Annotated in this window: 21 protein-coding genes and 1 riboswitch; of the genes, 7 read left to right on the top strand and 14 right to left on the bottom strand. The window is 66.6% G+C overall.

Annotation, left to right across the window (positions count from 1 at the left end; all coding sequences use genetic code 11):
* Positions 1 to 193: 193 nt before the first annotated feature.
* The 4 genes from SH584_RS07205 to SH584_RS07190 all read right to left on the bottom strand — a co-directional run bounded on the left by SH584_RS07205 (position 194) and on the right by SH584_RS07190 (position 3,463).
* Complete coding sequence (locus tag SH584_RS07205) at positions 194 to 742, bottom strand: hypothetical protein (protein WP_324805893.1); 549 nt, start codon at positions 740 to 742, stop codon at positions 194 to 196.
* The gene (locus SH584_RS07200) at positions 739 to 909 is read right to left on the bottom strand and encodes a hypothetical protein (RefSeq protein ID WP_324805891.1); all 171 of its coding nucleotides are present in this window, start codon (positions 907 to 909) and stop codon (positions 739 to 741) included. Before SH584_RS07200 ends, SH584_RS07205 begins: the two co-directional genes overlap by 4 nt.
* Entirely contained in the window at positions 909 to 2,819 is a 1,911-nt protein-coding gene (thiC, locus tag SH584_RS07195) for a phosphomethylpyrimidine synthase ThiC (protein WP_324805889.1), read from the bottom strand. Before thiC ends, SH584_RS07200 begins: the two co-directional genes overlap by 1 nt.
* 28 nt (positions 2,820 to 2,847) lie before the next feature.
* Positions 2,848 to 2,952, bottom strand: a riboswitch (TPP riboswitch).
* Between the two features lie 34 nt (positions 2,953 to 2,986).
* Positions 2,987 to 3,463, bottom strand: a complete 477-nt coding sequence (locus SH584_RS07190) for an EF-hand domain-containing protein (protein ID WP_324809523.1) — start codon at positions 3,461 to 3,463, stop codon at positions 2,987 to 2,989.
* Positions 3,464 to 3,828: 365 nt separating this feature from the next.
* Between SH584_RS07190 and SH584_RS07185 the strand changes: the two genes are divergently transcribed.
* Entirely contained in the window at positions 3,829 to 5,418 is a 1,590-nt protein-coding gene (locus SH584_RS07185) for a YadA-like family protein (protein WP_322841873.1), read from the top strand.
* 78 nt (positions 5,419 to 5,496) lie between these two features.
* Here SH584_RS07185 and SH584_RS07180 read toward each other — a convergent pair whose 3' ends face one another.
* Positions 5,497 to 6,345: a MipA/OmpV family protein gene (locus SH584_RS07180; RefSeq protein WP_324805887.1), complete on the bottom strand. Its 849-nt coding sequence runs from the start codon at positions 6,343 to 6,345 to the stop codon at positions 5,497 to 5,499.
* Between the two features lie 184 nt (positions 6,346 to 6,529).
* Between SH584_RS07180 and SH584_RS07175 the strand changes: the two genes are divergently transcribed.
* Positions 6,530 to 7,198 carry a hypothetical protein gene (locus tag SH584_RS07175; RefSeq protein ID WP_324805886.1) on the top strand — a complete coding sequence of 223 codons (669 nt, stop codon included), beginning with the start codon at positions 6,530 to 6,532 and terminating at the stop codon, positions 7,196 to 7,198.
* Positions 7,199 to 7,212: 14 nt separating this feature from the next.
* Here the strand turns inward: SH584_RS07175 and fdxA are convergent, their stop codons facing one another.
* The 3 genes from fdxA to SH584_RS07160 are packed head-to-tail and all read right to left on the bottom strand — an operon-like array spanning position 7,213 to position 10,414.
* On the bottom strand, positions 7,213 to 7,551 hold the full coding sequence (gene fdxA / locus SH584_RS07170) for a ferredoxin FdxA (protein WP_322841876.1): 339 nt from the start codon (positions 7,549 to 7,551) through the stop codon (positions 7,213 to 7,215).
* 55 nt (positions 7,552 to 7,606) lie between these two features.
* Positions 7,607 to 7,900 (bottom strand): RNA-binding S4 domain-containing protein, encoded by a 294-nt coding sequence (locus tag SH584_RS07165; RefSeq protein ID WP_324805883.1) that lies wholly within the window; start codon positions 7,898 to 7,900, stop codon positions 7,607 to 7,609.
* Positions 7,901 to 7,906: 6 nt separating this feature from the next.
* Complete coding sequence (locus tag SH584_RS07160; RefSeq protein ID WP_324805882.1) at positions 7,907 to 10,414, bottom strand: helicase-related protein; 2,508 nt, start codon at positions 10,412 to 10,414, stop codon at positions 7,907 to 7,909.
* Positions 10,415 to 10,538: 124 nt separating this feature from the next.
* Here SH584_RS07160 and SH584_RS07155 point away from each other — a divergent pair, with 124 nt between their 5' ends.
* Complete coding sequence (locus tag SH584_RS07155; RefSeq protein ID WP_324809521.1) at positions 10,539 to 11,963, top strand: M23 family metallopeptidase; 1,425 nt, start codon at positions 10,539 to 10,541, stop codon at positions 11,961 to 11,963.
* Positions 11,964 to 12,027: 64 nt separating this feature from the next.
* On the opposite strand, the gene SH584_RS07150 is transcribed toward SH584_RS07155, so the two are convergent.
* The 6 genes from SH584_RS07150 to SH584_RS07125 all read right to left on the bottom strand — a co-directional run bounded on the left by SH584_RS07150 (position 12,028) and on the right by SH584_RS07125 (position 17,080).
* Entirely contained in the window at positions 12,028 to 12,528 is a 501-nt protein-coding gene (locus SH584_RS07150; RefSeq protein WP_324809519.1) for a DUF2846 domain-containing protein, read from the bottom strand.
* Positions 12,529 to 12,556: 28 nt separating this feature from the next.
* Positions 12,557 to 13,174: a hypothetical protein gene (locus SH584_RS07145; RefSeq protein ID WP_324805880.1), complete on the bottom strand. Its 618-nt coding sequence runs from the start codon at positions 13,172 to 13,174 to the stop codon at positions 12,557 to 12,559.
* A 121-nt stretch (positions 13,175 to 13,295) separates the two neighbouring features.
* Complete coding sequence (locus tag SH584_RS07140; protein ID WP_416222269.1) at positions 13,296 to 14,981, bottom strand: ATP-binding protein; 1,686 nt, start codon at positions 14,979 to 14,981, stop codon at positions 13,296 to 13,298.
* Between the two features lie 65 nt (positions 14,982 to 15,046).
* Positions 15,047 to 15,778 carry a TIGR02186 family protein gene (locus SH584_RS07135; protein ID WP_416385173.1) on the bottom strand — a complete coding sequence of 244 codons (732 nt, stop codon included), beginning with the start codon at positions 15,776 to 15,778 and terminating at the stop codon, positions 15,047 to 15,049.
* A 32-nt stretch (positions 15,779 to 15,810) separates the two neighbouring features.
* Entirely contained in the window at positions 15,811 to 16,719 is a 909-nt protein-coding gene (locus tag SH584_RS07130; protein WP_324805876.1) for a sulfite exporter TauE/SafE family protein, read from the bottom strand.
* Positions 16,720 to 16,783: 64 nt separating this feature from the next.
* On the bottom strand, positions 16,784 to 17,080 hold the full coding sequence (locus SH584_RS07125; RefSeq protein WP_324805874.1) for a hypothetical protein: 297 nt from the start codon (positions 17,078 to 17,080) through the stop codon (positions 16,784 to 16,786).
* 310 nt (positions 17,081 to 17,390) lie between these two features.
* On the opposite strand from SH584_RS07125, the gene SH584_RS07120 reads away from it, so the two are divergent.
* The 4 genes from SH584_RS07120 (at position 17,391) to cpaB (ending at position 20,179) form a co-directional block, all read left to right on the top strand.
* Positions 17,391 to 18,161 (top strand): DUF2569 family protein, encoded by a 771-nt coding sequence (locus SH584_RS07120; protein WP_324805872.1) that lies wholly within the window; start codon positions 17,391 to 17,393, stop codon positions 18,159 to 18,161.
* 395 nt (positions 18,162 to 18,556) lie between these two features.
* Complete coding sequence (locus tag SH584_RS07115; protein ID WP_324805870.1) at positions 18,557 to 18,733, top strand: Flp family type IVb pilin; 177 nt, start codon at positions 18,557 to 18,559, stop codon at positions 18,731 to 18,733.
* 162 nt (positions 18,734 to 18,895) lie between these two features.
* A complete protein-coding gene (locus tag SH584_RS07110) occupies positions 18,896 to 19,072 on the top strand; it encodes a Flp family type IVb pilin (protein ID WP_324805869.1) in 177 nt (58 codons plus the stop codon).
* A gap of 147 nt (positions 19,073 to 19,219) precedes the next feature.
* Entirely contained in the window at positions 19,220 to 20,179 is a 960-nt protein-coding gene (gene cpaB, locus SH584_RS07105) for a Flp pilus assembly protein CpaB (protein WP_324805867.1), read from the top strand.

The raw sequence follows: 20,179 nt of genomic DNA, 5'->3' as shown, positions 1-20,179 counted from the left end.
CTCCCATGAGGCTCGACGCGGCACCGACTCGACCACGGGCCGAGCGTCAATGGCTTAACCTAAATCAAGGTCAAAAGGGAGCGGACTTCGGACGACGGGAACGCGGAAGCATTTCGACATGCCTGCGTACTCCGATGAGTTGAAAGGCTCGTTTAACTGCGCTTTCAGCCTCTGCGCCTGCAAAGCTCAGTGCCTAATCTACCCGCATCAACACCAACCGATCCGCTTCATCCCCCTTCGCCGACCGATACACTTCGCTCCGCACCACGCGTGTCGGATCGGTGAGGTCGAAGGCGAGGTCGTGGACGGCGCTTTCGGTCGCCGGGTCGAGGTCGGTGGCGTCGTGGAAGGTGAAGCGGGGTTGGCCGGGCGTGGTGGAGGTCAGGGCCAGGCGGGGCTGGTTGCCTTGGGGGCAGTAATGGGTCGCGATCAGGCGGGGGCCGTCGCGATGGTAGAGGGTAAGGCTGTGCGGCTGGGTGCCGCGGCGCCAGTCCTCGACCAAGACGGTGCCGCCCGCGGTCAGGTAAAAATGGATGCGCAGCGGCGAGGCGGGATTGTCGGCGTTGCGCCACGTGCCGACCAGCGCCTTCATCGCGGCGAAGGTCGCGTCGGCGGGAGCAGTCGCAGTGGGGGCGGGCGGCACGGGTGCGGCGGCGGTGGCCGGGACCGCGAGCAGCGCCAGCGACAGCGCGGCGAACCAGCGGCCAGCGCCGCTGGGAGGGCGCTGGCCGCGTGGGCTCATGGCTTGGCCGCCTTGCCGTCCGTCTTGGCCTTGTGCTCGGCAAGGAGGCGGTCGATCTCGGCGATGCGCTGACGCTCGGCCGAGACGCTGGGCAGGCCCTTGAGCCGGCAGGTCGCCCACAGCGCCTTGCGCTCGGTTTCGAGGCGCTTGAGGTAGAGGTCGGCCATCAGTCGTGCGTCCGATCGCCGGCGCCGATGTAGAGCTCGTTGCCGCCTTCGCGGTATTTTTCGCTCATTTGGGCCATGCCGGCTTCGGCATCGGCTTCGGTGAGGGATGGAACAGGCCCTCCCCCAGCCCCTCCCGCCGGCGGGAGGGGAGTGTTGAGCATTCCGGCTTCCTGCTTCGCCGCAAAGTCCCTGACCTCCTGCGTGATCTTCATGCTGCAGAATTTGGGGCCGCACATGGAGCAGAAGTGGGCGGTCTTGGCGCCTTCGGCGGGAAGCGTCTGGTCGTGATATTGCTCGGCGGTGTCGGGGTCGAGGCTGAGGTTGAACTGGTCGCGCCAGCGGAATTCGAAGCGGGCGCGGCTCAGCGCGTCGTCGCGCATCTTGGCGGCGGGGTGGCCCTTGGCGAGGTCGGCGGCATGGGCGGCGAGCTTGTAGGTCACCACCCCGACCTTGACGTCATCGCGGTCGGGCAGGCCGAGATGCTCCTTGGGCGTGACGTAGCAAAGCATTGCGGTGCCGTACCAGCCGATCATCGCGGCGCCGATGCCGCTGGTGATGTGGTCGTAGCCCGGCGCGATGTCGGTGGTGAGCGGCCCCAATGTGTAGAAGGGCGCCTCGCCGCACGCCTCGAGCTGCTTGTCCATATTCTCCTTGATCTTGTGCATCGGCACGTGGCCGGGGCCTTCGATCATAACCTGGACGTCGCTTTCCCACGCGCGCTTGGTGAGTTCGCCCAGCGTGTAGAGCTCGGCGAATTGCGCCTCGTCATTGGCGTCGGCGATGCTGCCGGGGCGGAGGCCGTCGCCGAGGCTGTAGGCGATGTCGTAGGCCTTCATGATTTCGGTGATCTCGTCGAAGCGTTCGTAGAGGAAGCTTTCGCGATGATGCGCGAGGCACCACTTGGCCATGATCGATCCGCCGCGGCTGACGATCCCGGTGACGCGCTTGGCGGTCATGGGCACGTAGGGCAGGCGGACGCCGGCGTGGATGGTGAAATAGTCGACGCCCTGCTCGGCCTGCTCGATCAGCGTGTCGCGGAAGATCTCCCACGTCAGGTCCTCGGCGATGCCGCCGACCTTCTCGAGCGCCTGGTAGATGGGGACGGTGCCGATCGGCACGGGCGAGTTGCGAATGATCCATTCGCGCGTGTCGTGGATGTTGCGGCCGGTCGACAGGTCCATGACCGTGTCCGCGCCCCAGCGGATCGACCAGACCATCTTGTCGACTTCGGAGGCGACGTCGCTGGCGACGGCCGAATTGCCGATGTTGGCGTTGATCTTGACCAGAAAGTTGCGGCCGATCGCCATCGGTTCGGATTCGGGGTGGTTGATGTTGTTGGGGATGATCGCGCGGCCGCGGGCGACCTCGTCACGGACGAATTCGGGGGTGACGTAGTCGGGGATGGTCGCGCCAAAGCTCTCGCCGTCGCGGACATAATCCCTGAGCATCTCGCGGCCGAGATTCTCGCGGGTCGCGACATATTCCATTTCGGGCGTGATGATGCCGCGGCGGGCGTAGTGCATCTGGCTGACGTTCATGCCCGGCCTGGCGCGCAGCACGCGGCGGCGGACGTTGGGGAAGGGGGCGACGCCGCCGCTGCGATCGGGGCCGAGCTGGCCGTTATCCTCGGGCCGGACTTCGCGCTGGGCGACCTCCTCGACATCGCCGCGCGCGCGGATCCAGTCGCGGCGAAGCTCGGGCAGGCCGGCGTCGATATCGATGCGCGCGTTCGGGTCCGAATAGGGGCCGCTGGTGTCGTAGACGTTGAGCGAGGGCTCGCCGCACGACGGTTCGAGGTCGATGGCGCGCATTGCGACCTTGAGGGGGCCGACGTGGATCTTGCGGCTGCCGCGGATCGGGCCGGTGGTGACCTTCGGGGCGCTGCTGATCTTGGGGTCGATGTCGGCCATGAGTCGTGTCTCCAATTGCGGAGGGACACGGGCGAGCCGTTTCCCTCCCTACGCCGGGCTAAACCGGATCAGGTTCGACGGGTCGCAGTCTTGAACTGCCTCTCAGCCGCAATCGGCTCCCCGGGGATGGCCTGGGTTTTAGGCGTGCTTGCGCGAAAGGGGAAGCGTCAGCGCGCGAAGCCGCCGGCGCGCTGCTCGGCGGCGGAAAGGATGCCGTCCTTGTCGGTGTCGAGCCGGTCGAAGTTGGCAAGGGTAAGCGTGCGATATTCGACCAGCGTGACCTTGCCGTCGCGATTGCCGTCCAGCCGCGACATGACGCCGGTCGGATCGACCGCGGGCAGCTTGCCGCCGCCGTTGGCCGCGGTGAATTCGGCGGGGCTGATCTGTCCGTTGCGGTCCTTGTCGATCGACGCGAAGGCGGCGGCGATGCGCGCCTGCGCAGAGGCGGCGACGATGCGCTGCTGGTTGGCGGCAACCTCGGCGCGGGTCGCGCCGCCGTCGTTGTTGGCGTCGATCCGCCGATATTCGGCGTCCATCGTGGCGAGGAAGGTCGCGCGGCTGAGCGGTGGCGCGGCCGGCGCCGTCTGCGCCAAGGCGGGGGCGGCGACGAGGCCGAGAAGCATGACCGTTCCGAACTTCCGCATACGCAACCCTTTTCCCTGATGGAGCGAGGCGCGGACGATAGGTCGCCGCAGTCTCGCCGTCGAGCCGTTACCTGTTAATCGAGCGTTTGCAACCAATTGCGGGGCCATGGGTTAACGCAGCTTCGAGTGGTTCGTTCGTCGTCCCGACACGGTCCTATTCGACGACGTGTGGGGTTTCGTTTGTCGTCATCGACCAATTCGTTCGCGGAATCGCGAAACCCTGCGTCCGACGGCATCCGCACCAATTCATTCATCGTATCCATCAAGAGCGCCTGTCGACACGGGACCGTCGCGCGCGCCCGCATTCCAGCGGTTCCAGTCAGCACGCGGCTGTTTCGCATGCTGACCAACAGGGAGGTATTCTCATGACCAATTCGACCATGTTCAAATCGGCGTCGGTGCTGGCGATCGGCTTCGCCACGCTCGCCATCGCGACGCCCGCCGCGGCACAGCAAGCCTGCGACATCAACGGTGTTCCTCAGACGGCCCCCACATCGCCCGGTTCGTTCGAGTGCGGCACCACCGCCAATGCGACCGACGTCAACACCACCGCGGTCGGCCAGGACGCCGACGCGACCGACGACGACGCGACCGCGGTTGGCTTCAACGCCAACTCGACCGGGTTCCATTCGTCGGCCTTCGGCGCACTGTCGGATGCGACCGGGATCGGCGCGACCGCGATCGGTTGGGAAGCCGATGCATTTGGTGACCGTTCGACCGCGCTAGGCAACTCCGCCAAGGCGACCGCCGCCGACAGCACCGCACTCGGCCGCAGCGCCACCGCGACGACTGCCAACTCGACCGCCGTAGGCCAGGTCGCCAACGCAACGGGCCTTCGTTCGACGGCCGTCGGCAGCCAAGCCGATGCCACCGACGAAGAAGCGACCGCAGTTGGCTTCAACGCCAACTCGACCGGCTTCCACTCGACCGCAATCGGAGCGCTTTCGGACGCGACCGGGCTCGGCTCGACCGCGATCGGCTGGGAAGCCGATGCCACCGGCGCGCGCAGCACCTCGCTCGGCAACTCGGCCAAGGCGACCGGCGACGACAGCACCGCGCTTGGCCGTAGCGCCACGGCGACGACCGCCAACTCGACCGCCGTCGGCCAAATCGCAACCGCCTCGGGCCTGCGCTCGACCGCGCTCGGCAGCCAGGCCGACGCGACCGACGAAGAAGCGACCGCGGTCGGCTTCAACGCCAACTCGACCGGCTTCCACTCGACCGCGGTCGGCGCGCTTTCGGACGCGACCGGGCTCGGCTCGACCGCGATCGGCTGGGAAGCCGACGCGACGGGTGCGCGCAGCACCGCACTCGGCAACTCGGCCAAGGCGACCGGCGACGACAGCACCGCGCTCGGCCGTTCGGCCGTCGCATCGGGCGCGAACAGCGTCGCGATCGGTGTCGGCTCGACCGCAACGCAGGCCAACACGGTGTCGGTCGGCACGGTCGGCGGCGAGCGTCGCATCGTCAACGTCGCGGCGGGCTCGGCCCCGACCGACGCGGTCAACTTCGGCCAGCTGACGTCGATCTCAGGTTCGGTCAGCACGCTGCAGACTTCGCTCGGCGCGACCAACACCGCGGTGACCGCGCTGCAGACGCGCGACACGGCGCAGCAGGCGCAGATCAACGGCCTGTTGTCGGCGGACACTGCGTTCGACGGTCGCATCGACGCGCTTGAAGCCGTGGCGATCAACTTCGGCGAAGACCTGGACCGGATCGACGACCGCGCCTCGGCCGGTACTGCGACCGCGATCGCGCTGGGTGGCCTCGGCTTCATCCCTGACAAGCCGATCAGCATCTCGGGCAACGGCGGCTTCTACCGCGGTGCCTATGCCGGTGCGTTCAACATCGGCGCGATGGTCAGCCCGAATGCCGCCGTCAACGCGGGCATTGCCAAGGGTTTCAACAAGGGCGGCAAGGTCGGCGCGCGCGTCGGCTTCACCTTCGGCTTCTAGGCCGAGGCCAAGCCTGTAACGAAGAAGGGCGGCACCGATGGTGCCGCCCTTTTTTGTGCTTGCCGTGGAAGGCGGGACTTACCAGCTGTAGCCGAGGCCGACCGCGCCGAACCAATTGCCCGCGCTGCCGCGATCGGCGACGATCGGGCTGTCCTTGAAATCGCCGACGAGGCGCTTGTAGCTGCCGGTGCCGAACAGACCCCAGCCCTTGCGCAGGTCGCCGCTGAGCGATTGGGTCGCGAGTAGGCTGACCTGCCAGCTCTTCATGCCGCCTTCGGGGGTGTAGGTCGGCAGGCCGCTGGCCAAAGAGTCGGCGGCGTCGATCCCGAAATAATAGCGCGCGAACTTGTCGGTGGTGAAATCGGCTGACACCGACGCGCCGACGTAGGTCTTGAGCGACAACGGGGTTCCGAAATCGACCGAGGGAGTGAACACCCAGCTTTCGTGCGCATTGCCGACGTCCTTGACCGCGTCGAGACGGAAGCTGAGCGAGTCATAAGGGTTGGTGAGACCCTTGATAGACACGCCGCCGAAGCCGCCCACCTCGATCGCCGCTTTCTTGTCGCGGAGGCGGTTGACGACATCGTCCTCGACCTTGCCGGTGCGATTGAGGCGGACGCCGACGATCGGGCCGGCGTCGACATCGAGCTTGCCACCGCCATCAATGATGTCGGCATACAGATAGGTGCCGCGCGACGAGATGCTGATCCCGTTCGTCTTGGCACGAAGGATCGCGCCGGGGATGATGCGATAGTCGTTCGACCCCTCATAATCGGCGACCACACCGGCGCCGAGACCGATGCTGAGATATTCGGCCGGCGGCTGGACGTCGGGCAGCAGCGGCGGCTGGTCGGCGGTCGTGCTTTGCGCCAGCGCGGGCGTCGCCATCAGCGCGGTGGCGAGAAGGATGGAACGGGCAAAATTCATGGTGCAACTCCCCTGTATCGACGGGCAAGCGCGCCATTCGATGCAAGGTTCCCGGCGAGGAAGACGGGGAAACGGGTTTGAAAGGTCGCCGAGGCGGCCTTGGCGGCGGTCAGACAGGCTCGAACGAAGCGTTCCGACGGTGGCTCGCCCTTGAAAAGCATGGGAATCTCTCCATTATCCGGCGATGGAATTTCGCCAATCCTATCCGACGCTCAGCGAGCGAATGGTTAGCCACTGGGAGCGCGGAGTCCGGATCGCGACGCGCTTCGCGATCGGATTTGGCTTGTCCACGCTCGCCGGGATCGGGATCGGCTTCGCGGTCACCGACGACGTGCTGGCGCAGATTTTCGTGACGGTGTTGTCCGCCTTTGCGCTGTGGATCCCGATCGTCGTCATCCTGGCCCGGGTCGAGCGGTGGCGGCTTGGACGGCAAAAAGGAGCGGTGACGGCCGCGCCCTCACACGCTCCGAGCGTGAACGCCGACTTCGAGCGGGATTGGCGGCGCCTGACGTCGCTGGCGCCGAGGGAAGGGATGCGCCTGTCCGCGATCAAGTCGTCGATCGACCGCAGCCGGCTGGCGCTGGGCAAGAGCGAGCTCGACCCCGATGCAAAGGATCTGTGCGTCCTGATCGACCGGCGCCTCCCCGAGCTGGTCCACTACGCGCTCGACGACTTGCCGCCCGACGATACGGGGCGGCGCCGGCAGGTCGGCGAGCTGATCGACCTGATCGAGCAATTCGCCCGCCATTGCGGCAAGCGGCGGGACACGGTGTCGGGCGGGGACGCACGTGAGGCGGCGATCCTTCGCCGCCGCTTCGAGGCGCGGCTGGCTGATTATCGCGACGGGCTTTGACGCCCCCCTAGAGCTTAGTCGCCTTCGCCGGGCTCGCTCGAAAAATACTTATCGAACTTGCCTTCCTCGCCCTTATGCTCGTCGGCGTCGGCGGGGCTGTCCTTCTTTCGGGTCAGGTTGGGCCATTCGGCCGAGAAGGTCGCGTTGAGCTCGAGCCACTTTTCCTGTCCGCTCTCGGTGTCGGGCAGGATCGCTTCGGCCGGGCACTCGGGCTCGCACACGCCGCAATCGATGCATTCGTTGGGGTTGATGACGAGCATATTCTCGCCCTCGTAGAAGCAATCGACCGGACACACTTCGACGCAGTCCATATATTTGCAGCGGATGCAGGCGTCGGTGACGACGTAGGTCATGGCGGTGTCGAGCTCCCTTGTTTGTCCCGTCGCTAGGCCAGCGAGGCGCGCGGCGTCAATCGGCGAGGTGTTGCTGCGAGACGTTCGCATTTTGCGGCGGCTCGGTCCGCTCGGCATAGCAGGTGCGCGCTTCCGCGGGCGGGCCGCGGCGGAGGGGCAGGACAAGCACCTCGATCACCCGGACCTGGCCGTGGAGCGGGAGCGCAATGATCGATCCGACGCGGACATCTTCCGAAGTCTTGGCAACGCGCTTGCGATCGACGCGGACATGCCCGCCCTCGATCAGCGCCTGCGCAAGCGTGCGGCTCTTCACCAACCGGATGCAGTGCAGGTAGCGGTCGAGGCGCAAGGGCGACTAGCGCTTCAGCCCGGCGAGGGCGGCAAAGGCGTTGCCGGGACGCGCGGGGACAGGCTCGCGACGGCGGACGTGGCGCTGCCCGCGCCATTTCCACGCGTCGCCGGCGGGAACGAAGCCGACCTCGGCCATGAGACGGCGGACGGTTTCCTCGTCGAGCCCGAGGCTGGTTACCAATGCGCGGTCGATCGGGTCGACGCCCTTGATCGCGCGGGCCTGGTGGGCGTGGGTCGCGAGCCGGTCGGCAAGGTCGAGCCGAAGCCACGTCGCGCCGAAGCGGCGGTAGGCGAGCGCGGCGCCGCGCGGGTCGGCGCTGCCGTCGAGCGTTGCGGCGCCGGCTGCGGGCAGGCGCGGCATCGGCTGGCTTGCGCGCACGCTGAGCAATGCGGCGCGGAGCGACTGCGCGCCGGGCTTGAGCAGCGCCGGGACGAACAGGTCGAGCGCGCCCAGGCGAACCTTGAGCCGGTGAAGCGCATGGCGGTCGACGCGGTCGAGCGCGGCGAGTTGCTCGGTCAGTGCTCGGCGCGGCAGCGTGCCGCCCGCATCGGTGAGCATCGCCGCGAGCGCGCGAACGCCGGGTGTTGCGGCAGGGTCGGCGGCGGCGCGCGCGAGCGAGCGAAGCGCGGGAAGCTGTCGCGTCACCTGGCCCTCGACCCAGCGCTCGAGCCGCGCGCGGAGGGCGGCGCGGCGGGTGGCGGACAGGCGGTCGAGCGGGCGCGTGGTGCGCACCGCGGGCTCGAGCAGGCTTCGTCCGGGCGCAAGGCGCGCGAGGATATGGCCCTCCCACGCGATGCCAAGGCCGCCGGCTTCTTCGACCAGGGTGAAGCAATGGTCGTCTGCGGCACACAGGCCGGCGGCGCGACGATCGAGTTCATCGCCGAGGCGGCGTTCGGCGGCGGCAAGCAGCAGCCGCTTGTCGGCGTGGCGCGCGGTCGGGTCGACGCGAAACTCAAAACCGGCTAGGTGGCCGATCGGTTCGGGGCCGACGCTGACCTCGCCGTCGGCGGCAACCGTCACCGGCAACGCGTCGGCCCCGCGCGCGCCGATGTCGCGCACCAGCACGGCGGTACGGCGGTCGACGAAGCGCTGGGTCAGCCGTTCGTGAAGCGCATCGCTCAATCGGCCCTCGACGCTGCGCGTCCGCTCTGCCCACTTGTCGGGGTCGGCAAGCCAGTCCGAGCGCTGCGCAATGTAGGCCCAGCTACGGATGCCGGCGAGGCGGTCGGCAAGCGCCTCGATATCGCCCACGACATTGTCGAGCCGCGCGACCTCGGCGGCGAACCATTCGTGCGGGATGTGCCCGCCTTCGCCGATGTAGCTGTAAAGGCGGCGGACCATGCGCGCATGGTGCATCGGCCCGACCTTGCGGAAATCGGGAAGCCCGCACACCGCCCATAGCCGCCGCGCGCGGCGCTCACGCTGCGCGGCGACGGCAGGATCCTCTGCGATCAGCTTGAGCACCGCGAGATCGATCGCCAGCGGCGCGGCGCGAAGCAGCGGATCGTCGGGGCGCTGCTCCAGGCTGTGAATCAGGTCGTTGACCGAGGTGAAGTCGAGATCGGCGCTACGCCAATAGAGATGGTCGAGCGGGCGGAAGCGGTGGTCCTCGATCGCAAGGGCTTCCTCCTCGCTGAATTCGGGTCCGCGCTCCCCGCCGAGGCTCAGGGTGCCGAAGCTGCCGTCGCGCTGGTGGCGCCCGGCGCGGCCCGCGATCTGCGCCATTTCGGGGATGGTCAGGCGGCGGTCGCGGTGGCCGTCGAACTTTTCGAGTCCCGCGAAGGCGACGTGGGTCACGTCCATGTTGAGGCCCATGCCGATCGCGTCGGTGGCGACGAGGTAATCGACCTCGCCGCGCTGGAACATCGCCACCTGCGCATTGCGGGTCGCGGGCGACAGCGCGCCCATCACCACTGCCGACCCGCCCTTGAACCGGCGCAGCATCTCGGCGAGCGCGTAAACCTGCTCAGCGGAGAAGGCGACGATCGCGCTTCGCGGCGGCAAGCGTGACAGCTTGGCCGAGCCGGCATAGCGCAGCGTCGAAAAGCGCGGACGGCTGACGATCTCGGCCTCGGGCAGCAGCTTGCGCACGAGCGGCTTGAGCGTGTCGGAGCCGAGGATCAGCGTTTCCTCGCGGCCGCGGGCGCGCAGCATGCGGTCGGTAAAGACGTGTCCGCGCTCGGGGTCCTGGCCCAGCTGCGCCTCGTCGATCGCGGCGAAGGCGAAGTCGCGCTTTTCCTCGCCCTCGTTGCCGACGGGCATGCTTTCGGCAGTGGTCAGGAAATAGCGCGCGGTCTTGGGAACGATGCGTTCTTCGCCTGTGATCAGCGCCACCTGTGCCGCGCCCTTGATCGCGACGACCCGATCGTAGACCTCGCGTGCCAGCAGGCGCAGCGGGAAACCGATGACCCCCGACGAATGGGCGCACATCCGCTCGATCGCCAAGTATGTCTTGCCGGTGTTGGTGGGGCCAAGGATGGCCCGGACGATCCCGTCGCTGGCGCCGGTCATGCCATGCAGTTTGGCATGGGCGACGCCAAGCGCAAGTCGCCGACCCGACGTTTATTCGACTTTAACCTCTTTTAACCATGACGGGGCGAACGTTCGTCTCGTGGAAGGAAATTCGTTGCTCGACATGCGCGCCCATTGGCGGACGGCTCCCGCGATCGGCCTCGCGCCGACGTTCGGTCGCCGGGCGCGGACGTGGCGCGAATTCGACCTTCGAGTCGATTTGGCGGAAGACCTGCTGTCGCCGCGCTGGTGGCGCGGCGCGGCGACGCTGGCCTTGCTGTGTGGAACGGTCGGACTGCTGGCCCCGGCGCCGTTCGAGCCGCTGCCTGCCGGCCAGCCCGATCTGGTGGGATCGGCCGAGGCCGAGCAATTTCGCGCGGCGGCGATCGGGACGGCGATAAGCGGATCACGCACTGGAGGGCGGATGGCGGCGACCACGCTGGTCGAGCCGCTGACGCATGCGCCCGAACGCCCGACGATCGAATTGTTCGCGAAGCTTGGCACGGGCGATACGATTGCGCGGTTGCTGGCGCGCGCCGGGGTCGGCTTCGGCGAAGCGGGACAGGCGGCGCGGCTGATCGCGGCATCGGCGCCGGGAGGGATCGCGCCGGGCACCAACATCTCGATCCGGCTCGGCCGGCGGACCGCGGCGGGCAGGCGCCCGATCGACCGCGTCGCGCTGCGCGCTGGGCTCGATCTCAACCTCGCCATCGTCGGCGGTACGAACGGCCTGTCGGTTGAGGCCAGCCGCATCGCCGTCGACGCCACCCCCCTGCGCGTTCGCGGACGCGTGGGCGACGGTCTGTACTGGGCGCTGCGCTCGTCGGGTGTCGGCACGCAGACCGCAAGCGAATATCTGCGCGCGATCGGCGGCGTGATCGACGTCGGCGGCGGAGTCGGCCCCGATGACCGCTTCGACCTGATCATCTCCAACCGCCGCGCCGCGACCGGCGAGAATCAGAGCGGGCCATTGCTCTATGCCGCGATCGAACGATCGGGCGCGCCGGCGGTCCGCCTGATGAAATGGCCGGTCGGGGGCCGCGCCGAATGGATCGATACGGCGGGCGCGGGGCGACAGGTCGCGGCGATGGCGTGGCCGGTGCAGGGGCGCATTACCTCGGGCTTCGGGCCGCGGGTTCACCCGATCCTGCGCTTCGCCCGGATGCACAAGGGAATCGACTTCGGCGCTCCCTCGGGCGCGCCGATCGTCGCTGCGTCGGACGGACAGGTGGCGCGGGCGGGATGGGCGGGCGGATATGGCCGGCAAGTGCGGATCGCGCACGGTGGCGGGCTGATGACCAGCTATAGCCACATGAGCCGGCTGGTGGTCGAACCCGGCAGCATGGTCCGCGCGGGCCAGCTGATCGGCTATGTCGGATCCAGCGGCCTGTCGACCGGCCCGCATCTTCACTACGAAGTCTATCGCGACGGCCGCCCGGTCAATCCGATAGGCGTCAAGTTCGCCAGCCGCTCGCTGCTCAACGGCGACAATTTGACCCGCTTCAAGGCGCGGCTCGGCCAATTGATGGCGGTCGGCACGCGCGGGTGAGGCCCGAATCAAAACGGCCGGCACGCGCTAGTCGCGGACCGGCCGTCTTGGACCTGCGTCGGGCTTAATTCGCGGCGCCCTCGCCCTTTTTCGCGGCTTCCGCCTTTAGCTTGCTTTCGTCCTTCGCCATTTCTTCCGCGATCATTGCGGCGTCCATCGGCTTGAGCTTTGGCGAAAGCTTCGTGAATTCCTCTTCGGTGCCTGGCGACAGGTTGGGACGGCCAACCATCATGCCCATCGCGATCTTGCACTTCACGAAGCTGGTCTCGTCGGGCTCGACCTGCACGGTCACCGCGTCCGTCGCTTCGCTTTTTGCCGTGTATGTGTGAACGCCCGGCGCGGCATCGACGACATAGTAGCGATTGCCGTGAACCCGACCCACCATCTTGCCATTTTCACGTACCGTGCACTTCATCGCGGCGCCCATCCCGCCGGGACGGAAGAACACCACTTGACCCAGGCCAGGCTTCGGCGAGGGAAGGACGATGGGCGCGGCGGCGGGCTTGTCGGCGGCGAGCGAGGTCGCCGGGGCGAGCAGCAGTGCGGAAAACGAAAGCAACATCATCTTGGTCACGAAAAATCCCCCTGAGTTCTTACTTGATAGCGTTTGAGGTGACCGGCTGAGGCAGCACGATCGGCACAGCCGCATTCACCGTCGGCACCAGCAGGTGGAGCGGAAGTTCGATGTCGGCCGATGTCTTGGCGAAGGCTTCGGTGCCGTTCGGCACGACGGCCGAGTGGCCAGTGGTGACCATCGCCGCGATCCCGCCGATGGCACCGCCGGCGATCGTCAAGCCGGTCGCGAGACCCTCGTTATTCTTGCCGGTAGCCGGCGCGAGCCGGAAAGATCGAAGCGGGATGGTGACGCCTGGCGCCAACTCCAGCGTCCGGGCGGCGAGAAGCAGTTCCCCTGCCTTTCCGCCCATCCCCTTTTTGGCAGCGTGAACGACCTCGCCAACGCCCTTGGTCCCTGCCGGGATTGCGAGCGTGTCCGTGACTTTAAGCGGGACCGCGAGCACGATGACGATCTTGTCGCCCGTAACATGCGTGTTCGAGTTGACCTCGCCCTCGACCCTCAGGCGGAGCGGCGTCAGCGCCGGGACCTTCACGGTCGACGCGACGACGGCCGGCACCGTGGCTGGATCGGCCTGCGGCGCCGCCGCCGTCGGATGCGCAAGCGCGAGCGCGCCACACAGCGTGATCAGGTTCATTCGGATGCCCCCCAGCACGTATTGAACGCCGTGATAATCGAACATTTCGTGCCCGCGCAAGCGGTCAGATTGTCCGGTTCGCGATCAATCGGGGAGGTCGGAAGGGGGCTACCCGCCCGCCTTACCGCCCGTGGCCGCGCCAGCGTTTGACGGTGCGGCCGATGATGCCGGCCTCGTCGCCGACTTCGCGCCATGAGGCGGCGAAGCTGGGGTCGCTCGAGGCGGGACGCTTTTCGGGTTCGAGATCGTCGAAGCGAACGCGGATCGGGATCGCGACACCTTCGCCGCAGACGATGCATTCGCGGTTGCGAAGCGCCGGGATCGCATCGAGGAACCCACGCGCGCCTTCGGGCATCGCGGCGCGCACGCAGGCCTGATCTCGGTCGTTGTTGAGACGCATGGAAATGATCGTGCCGCACTGCGACAACACGCCTTCGGCAAGATCCGACGGGCGCTGCGTGATGAGGCCCAGGCTGACGCCGTATTTACGGCCTTCCTTGGCGATCCGCTCGAGGATCTTGCGGACAGCCTGGCCGCTCGCATTCTCATCCTTGGGAACATAGCGGTGGGCTTCTTCGCAGACGAGCAGCAGCGGTCGCTGCGCCTCGGTCCGCGACCAGATCGCATAGTCGAACACCATCCGCGCCAGCACTGAGACGACGACGCTGGTGACTTCGCTGGGAACCCCCGACACGTCGACGATCGAGATGGGGCGACCGTTCGACGGCAGGCGGAACAGCTTGCCGATGAAGCTGGCCATCGTGTCGCCGACGAGCATGCCAGAGAACATGAAGCTGTAGCGCGGATCGGCGCGGATCTCGTCGAGCTTGTTCTTCAGCCGTTGGTACGGCGTGGTGTCGCCGGCACGGTCGAGCTTGCCCATTTCCGCGACCAGGATCTGGTTGAGGTCGGTCAGCAGATAAGGAATCGGCGAGTCGACGGTGACGCGGCCATATTGTTCGGACGATTTCGACTTGGTGCGCGCGGCGAGCAGCACCTTGGCGAGGATGTCGGCGTCGCGCTGACGCTCGGCCCCGTCAGTGGTGAGCAGGACTTCGCAATGTTCCTCGAAGTTGAGCAGCCAGTAGGGCAGCTGAAGGTTGTCGACGTTGAACAGTTCGCCGCACGACTTGAAGGCGGCGCTATATTCGCCGTGCGGATCGATCATGACGATGTGGCCCTCGGGGCTAAGCTCCGAAATGCGATGGAGGATCAGCGCGACCGAAGTCGACTTACCGGTGCCGGTCGACCCCAGGATCGCGAAATGCTTCGACAGCATCGGATCGACGTAGAGCGTGCCGCGGATGTCGTCGGTCGGATAGACGGTGCCGATTTCGACGTGCGGCGAATCGTCGGCGGCGAAGATGGCGCGCATGTCGTCGGTGGTGACCGGAAGCACGGCGACGCCGGGAATCGGATAGCGGGTGACGCCGCGACGGAAATGGCCGAGGCCCCCGTCACTGCGCTCACTGCCTTCGCCGAGAAAGTCGACGTTGGCGATGACGGTGCCGGGCTCGTCGCCGGCGCGAAGCGTGCGGACGTTAGCGATCAGCCAGCTGATCCCGACCTTCATCTTGATCTGGCTGCCGACCTGTCCCGACATGGCGATCGACTGGTCTTCATGGCCCTGGAGCTCGACAAGCGTCGCGGTGTCCATGACGACGCGCGATCCCGACCCGGCGATCTCGAGCACTTGGCCGATCGTCGGCACCTTGAGCGCGCTTCCGGCCATCGGCACGACCGCGCCGCCATCGCTGAAATTGCTGAACTCGTCGAGGAACTGCCTCAGGTCCGGCTGGTCGTTCATACTCACGCATCCTGTCGAAAACGGATCAAGGATGCGGTGAGTAGCCGAACGGAGTTAACAAGCGCTTAGGAACGGCGGCGGAAGGCCATTGCGGCGCCCCAGCCGAGGCCGACCGAGAGGATCACCGCGGCAAGGCCGTAAAGGAAACCGTGGCGTTCGGCGGCCAGCGCGACGAAGCGTTCGAAGCCCGACTTGCCGATCTCGATCTCGCGCGTGGCGGCGGCGATGACCTTGCCGTCGGCGACGAGGAAGGTCTCGGCAGTGTAGGTGCCGACCGGGACCTTGCTGGGGATGTCGATGCGCGCGCGGTAGAGGACGCCTTCACTGATCTCGACCCCGTCCGGATCCTGTCCGTAGAGGCGCTCGCGGCGGCGGAGGTCGAGCAGGCCAGCCTCGAACCGCCGTTCCTTTTCGGGAAGCGCGCCGCCGCCGGGCGACAGCTGCAGGTCCTGCAGGCCAAGCTCGTAAATCGCGGCGGTGCGCTCGTCGACGAGGTCGCGCACCGGCCGCGACGAGGCGACCGAGTAGAAGCTGGGGGCCGAGCGGAAGCGGTTCGAGTCGGCGTTCATCCAGATGCCGGCGATCTTCTGCTTTTCGCGCACCAGAATCGGTTCGACCGGACCTTTGAGGACGACGACCACGTCGGCGGGGTCGGTCGGAACGCGCCCGCCGGGATAGAGGATCGCGCCGAACAGCAGCAGCTGCGCACCGGTGAAGCTATAGCGAATTTCGATCGAGCGCGACGAAATGTCGGGGACCAGCTTGGGCTGGTTCGCCGGCGATTGCGCCATCAGCATCGGCGCGGCGAGCGCGAGGATCAGCGCGCGCTTCACAGATATTCGATCGTGTAGATTTCGTCGGGACGCCACGCGAGGCCGAGCAGCATGCGCAGCGCGACGAGCAGGATGATGATCGCGAGCGCAAGGCGAAGCAGGTCGGGCTTCAGCTTGGTCGCCAGCACCGCGCCATATTGCGCGCCGATCACACCGCCGACGAGCAGCAGAGCGGCCAGCACGATGTCGACCGCCTGCGTCGTCATCGCGTGGACCATCGTCGTCACCGCGCTGACCGCAAGGATCATGACGAGGCTGGTGCCGACGACCACGCGCGCGGCCATGCCGAGAATGTAGATCATCGCGGGAACGAGGATGAAGCCGCCGCCGACGCCGAGCAGGACGGTCATGATCCCGGCGAGAAAGCCCAGCGCGAGCGGGGCCAGCGGCGAGAGGTAGAGGCCCGAATCGTAGAAGCGCCAGCGCAGCGGCAGGCTGGCAACCCAGCGATTGTGCCGCGGGCGCTCACGGGGGGGCGCGACCTTGACCCAGCCGAGCGCGATCAGCGCGTCCTTTAGCATCAGCCCGCCGATCCCGCCGAGCAAGGTGACGTAGAGAAAGCCAATGACGAGATCGATCTGTCCCGACGATTGCAGCAGCTTGAACAGGAAGGCACCGACAATGCTGCCGACCGCGCCGCCGGCGATCATCACCCCGCCCATCTTCAGGTCGACGCCGCCGCGCTGGAAATGCGCATAGACGCCCGACACGCTGGCGCCGGTAATCTGGGTCGTCGCGGACGCGACCGCGACGGTCGGGGGAATGCCGTAGAAGATGAGCAGCGGCGTCGTCAGGAAACCGCCGCCGACCCCGAACATGCCCGACAACAGGCCGACCAGCCCGCCAAGCAGGACGATCAGCAGGGCGTTGACCGATTGGCCGGCGATGGGAAGGTAGATATCCATGAAGTGTGCGTACGCGACGCTAGCCGCAAAAACACGTCAACACCAAGGCGGCGGCGGAAAGGCCTTAGAAGTCGCCGCCCAGCGTCACCACCGCGCCCGATCCGGGCAGCGCATTGCCGGCAAGCTGATGGCGGTAATCGAGGTGAACCTTCATCTTGTTGCCGACCTTCAGCGAAACTCGTGGCCCGACGTCGAACCGCGAGAGGCCCGGCTGCGCGCCGCCCCACATCCCGACGCCGGCCGACAGGTTGCGCCACACCGGGCGGCTGACCGCCGCCGATCCATCGACGAACCAAGCGCGGTCGCGGACGCCGACGATGCCGGTCTGCAGATAGGCGTCGAGCGCGCTGTCCCACGGCATCGGGCGACCGTAGAGCCCACCTTCCGAGAACAGCGTCAGTTCGGCGGCGATCGCCGAGCAGGATCGCAGCCGGTGACATAGGTCAGCGCTGTAGAAACATGCCGATGTGAATGGAATAGCCCCGACGCACCGGCGATTCCCCTCAATCGCAACGTTCCGAGCGGGACGATTGATGTCAGAACGGAGGAAGTCGGGCAAGCGGGCAAGGGGGTTCTTGCGGGGAACGCGCGGCCTTTCGGCGCATTTACCATGTTGAAAGGTCCCCTGCCCCATCATGTCCGACATGAACGTCCCTCCACACGCCCGGACCATGGCGGTTGCCCTCGGCGCGCGCATGCATGCCCGGTCGGCGTCGCTGTTGCAGTCGCTGGAGGGCGGGTTGCCGCGCGTGATGACGATCTGGCTGGTCGTCGCCGTGCTGGCATCCGCCGTGCGGATCATGGTCAGCCCGCTTTCCGCGACCCCCGATCTGTCAACGATGATGCCCTATTTGCTTCTAGTGATCGCGCCGTTGCTGTCGATGGGATTGGCGCTTCACTGGTTCCGCGACGGCGACGCGATCCCGCAGCCGACGATCCGGATGGCGCGCGTCGGACGGTGGCGGTCGGTCGATGCGGCCGAGGCCCGGGGCCATCGTCTTTACGGGACGAGCGGGATCATGGTGTCGCTGCTGGTCGGCATGCTGCTGAACGTGCCGGTTCGTGCGCTGGAATATCTCGCTGCCATTCCCGCTTTGTCGGGGCCGGTGCCGCATTGGCTGTCGACGCTGCACTTGTTCATGACGCTCGACGTGGTGCTGCTCTCCAGCCTTTATACGATTGCGTTCGTGGCGGCGCTGCGCCGGGTGCCGCTGTTCCCTCGCCTGCTGGTGGCAATCTGGCTGTTCGATCTGGCGATGCAACTGACGATCGCGGGCACCGTGGCTGGCGTAGGTGGGCTGCCGCCGCGCGTCGCCGACGCGCTGCACGCGCTACTCGAGGGCAATAGCCAAAAGGTGCTGATCAGCGTCGCGTTGTGGCTTCCCTATCTGCTGATGTCGAAGCGGGTGAACGTGACCTTCCGTCACCGAGTCGAAGCCTGACCGAATCGCGCGATAGCGCGGCAAATCTCGTCACTTTCCCGTGGCCAAGCGCGCGTCGTTCAGACGAGAATCGCTTTCTATAAGACTTCCGAGTCTCGATTTGAAACGCTGGCACGGCGCCGAAACAAGTTATTTTGAACGCAATTGCAACGACATAGCTATGTCCGGTTCCAGACGGTAGTTAATCCTGATTAAACATCTCTGGTTGACAAGAAGTTAAGACAAGAACAACTTCTGCCTCGTCAAGCCAGCCGGGGGGCTGCGCGAAGACGGTACGCGTTGAACGCTACGTTGTTTTGCAGCTTCATTGGCCGGGCGGTTCTCCTCCTAGCGTGACACTCTTTCCGATCCGCTCGTCGTGAGCGGGGGGATGCAAACGAGTAGGGGACGACACCATGAAGAAGTTCATCAACATGCTGCGCGACAAGCGCGGTGCCTCGGCAGCCGAATATGCGCTGATCCTGGCGATTATCGGTTCGGCAATCGCGCTGGCCGCGGTTGGTCTTTCGGGCGCCATCGCGAACGAAATGAACTCGGCAGCGACCTGCATCCGCACCAGCACCTGCACCTAACTGGGTTCGGCGCGGCTGGCCGGGGGGCTGGGCGAAGACGGTACGCGTCGAACACTGCGTAGTTTTGCACAGTTCATTGGCCGGGCGGTTCTCCTCCTAGCGTGACACTCTTTCCGATCCGCTCGTCGTGAGTGGGGGACGCAAACGAGTAGGAATGACACCATGAAGAAGTTCATTAACATGCTACGCGACAAGCGCGGTGCCTCGGCAGCCGAATATGCGCTGATCCTGGCGATTATCGGTTCGGCAATTGCGCTCGCCGCGGTCGGTCTTTCGGGCGCCATCGCGAACGAAATGAACTCGGCAGCGACGTGCATCAGCACCGGCACCTGCACCTAACTGCGTTCGGCGCGGCTGGCCGGGGGGCCGGCCGCGCCAACTTCGCTCAGGGTTGACTCCTGAGAGGTCAGGCGCATCGTCTCGATCGAATGCGCAGACGCTGATTCACTGACTGGTTAACGACCGGGAGCTCGGGGGAGCGGAAGAATGAAGCGCCAGACGATCATTGCCGTGGGAGTGGCCATCATTATCGGCCTGATCGCGGTGTTCCTTGCCAATACCTACCTGACCGGCCGCGAACGGCAGCTGGCCTCGTCGCCAGAAGGCATGGTCCGCGTCGCGGTTGCCGCGATGCCGTTGGCCTATGGCGCTGACGTGACCGCCGACAAGGTCAAGTTCGTCAACTATCCCGCGACCAGCCTTCCGGCAGGCACCTACAAATCGCTTGTCGAGCTGCTGCCCCAAGGCAAACGCCGCGTCGCGCTACGTCCCATCCAGATCAATCAGCCGCTGCTTGCCGCCGACCTGTCGGGCGAGGGACAGAATGCCTCGATCGCTGCGTTGCTGCGCGATGGAATGCGCGCCGCGACGGTCAGCATCAACGACGTTTCGGGCGTCGGCGGTTTCGTCAAACCGAACGATACGGTCGACGTGCTCGTGACGCGCCAGTCGATTGGGACCGATCGCGGCGAGCAGGTCACCGACGTGCTTCTGCAAAACATTCGCGTGCTCGCAATGGACCAGGATGCGGCGGGTGCCGATGGCAAGCCGGTCGTGTCGCGCACCGCGACGATGGAGGTCACGCCGATCGATGCGCAGAAGCTCGCGCTCGGCATGCAGGTCGGCTCGCTCAGCCTCGTCCTGCGCAAGCCTGGTGAAGAGCAGAATGTTGCGCAGGTCGACACCGTCAGCCTCGATGACCTTCGCTACAGCTATTACGGCGGACAACCGCCGCCGATGCAGGCCGCGGCCACCGGCGCCACCGGTGCCACCGTGCTGAGCGACGCCGAGCGGCGCGCGCGCATCGCACGGCTGAGCCAGCCGACGCGCCGCGCAGCCGCACCGCGCCCGGTGGTTCGCGCACCGGCAAAGCCCGCGACGAACACGGTCGACGTGACGCGCGGAACGACAACCAGCAGCTACGAGGTGGGGGGCTATGATCGCTAG

The sequence above is a fragment of the Sphingomonas sp. LY29 genome (assembly GCF_035593985.1).
In the GTDB taxonomy this organism is placed as follows: domain Bacteria; phylum Pseudomonadota; class Alphaproteobacteria; order Sphingomonadales; family Sphingomonadaceae; genus Sphingomicrobium.
The sequence above is the reverse complement of the archived record's forward strand: the minus strand, read 5'-3'. Positions and strand labels throughout refer to the sequence as shown.

Excerpts from the sequence above, each read along its gene's own strand:
- SH584_RS07205 (WP_324805893.1), bottom strand. The coding sequence starts at position 742 with ATGAGCCCACGCGGCCAGCGCCCTCCCAGCGGCGCTGGCCGCTGGTTC.
- SH584_RS07200 (WP_324805891.1), bottom strand. The coding sequence starts at position 909 with ATGGCCGACCTCTACCTCAAGCGCCTCGAAACCGAGCGCAAGGCGCTG.
- thiC (WP_324805889.1), bottom strand. The coding sequence starts at position 2,819 with ATGGCCGACATCGACCCCAAGATCAGCAGCGCCCCGAAGGTCACCACC.
- SH584_RS07190 (WP_324809523.1), bottom strand. The coding sequence starts at position 3,463 with ATGCGGAAGTTCGGAACGGTCATGCTTCTCGGCCTCGTCGCCGCCCCC.
- SH584_RS07185 (WP_322841873.1), top strand. The coding sequence starts at position 3,829 with ATGACCAATTCGACCATGTTCAAATCGGCGTCGGTGCTGGCGATCGGC.
- SH584_RS07180 (WP_324805887.1), bottom strand. The coding sequence starts at position 6,345 with ATGAATTTTGCCCGTTCCATCCTTCTCGCCACCGCGCTGATGGCGACG.
- SH584_RS07175 (WP_324805886.1), top strand. The coding sequence starts at position 6,530 with ATGGAATTTCGCCAATCCTATCCGACGCTCAGCGAGCGAATGGTTAGC.
- fdxA (WP_322841876.1), bottom strand. The coding sequence starts at position 7,551 with ATGACCTACGTCGTCACCGACGCCTGCATCCGCTGCAAATATATGGAC.
- SH584_RS07160 (WP_324805882.1), bottom strand. The coding sequence starts at position 10,414 with ATGACCGGCGCCAGCGACGGGATCGTCCGGGCCATCCTTGGCCCCACC.
- SH584_RS07155 (WP_324809521.1), top strand. The coding sequence starts at position 10,539 with ATGCGCGCCCATTGGCGGACGGCTCCCGCGATCGGCCTCGCGCCGACG.
- SH584_RS07150 (WP_324809519.1), bottom strand. The coding sequence starts at position 12,528 with ATGATGTTGCTTTCGTTTTCCGCACTGCTGCTCGCCCCGGCGACCTCG.
- SH584_RS07145 (WP_324805880.1), bottom strand. The coding sequence starts at position 13,174 with ATGAACCTGATCACGCTGTGTGGCGCGCTCGCGCTTGCGCATCCGACG.
- SH584_RS07140 (WP_416222269.1), bottom strand. The coding sequence starts at position 14,981 with ATGAACGACCAGCCGGACCTGAGGCAGTTCCTCGACGAGTTCAGCAAT.
- SH584_RS07135 (WP_416385173.1), bottom strand. The coding sequence starts at position 15,778 with ATGCTGATGGCGCAATCGCCGGCGAACCAGCCCAAGCTGGTCCCCGAC.
- SH584_RS07130 (WP_324805876.1), bottom strand. The coding sequence starts at position 16,719 with ATGGATATCTACCTTCCCATCGCCGGCCAATCGGTCAACGCCCTGCTG.
- SH584_RS07125 (WP_324805874.1), bottom strand. The coding sequence starts at position 17,080 with ATGCCGTGGGACAGCGCGCTCGACGCCTATCTGCAGACCGGCATCGTC.
- SH584_RS07120 (WP_324805872.1), top strand. The coding sequence starts at position 17,391 with ATGGCGGTTGCCCTCGGCGCGCGCATGCATGCCCGGTCGGCGTCGCTG.
- SH584_RS07115 (WP_324805870.1), top strand. The coding sequence starts at position 18,557 with ATGAAGAAGTTCATCAACATGCTGCGCGACAAGCGCGGTGCCTCGGCA.
- SH584_RS07110 (WP_324805869.1), top strand. The coding sequence starts at position 18,896 with ATGAAGAAGTTCATTAACATGCTACGCGACAAGCGCGGTGCCTCGGCA.
- cpaB (WP_324805867.1), top strand. The coding sequence starts at position 19,220 with ATGAAGCGCCAGACGATCATTGCCGTGGGAGTGGCCATCATTATCGGC.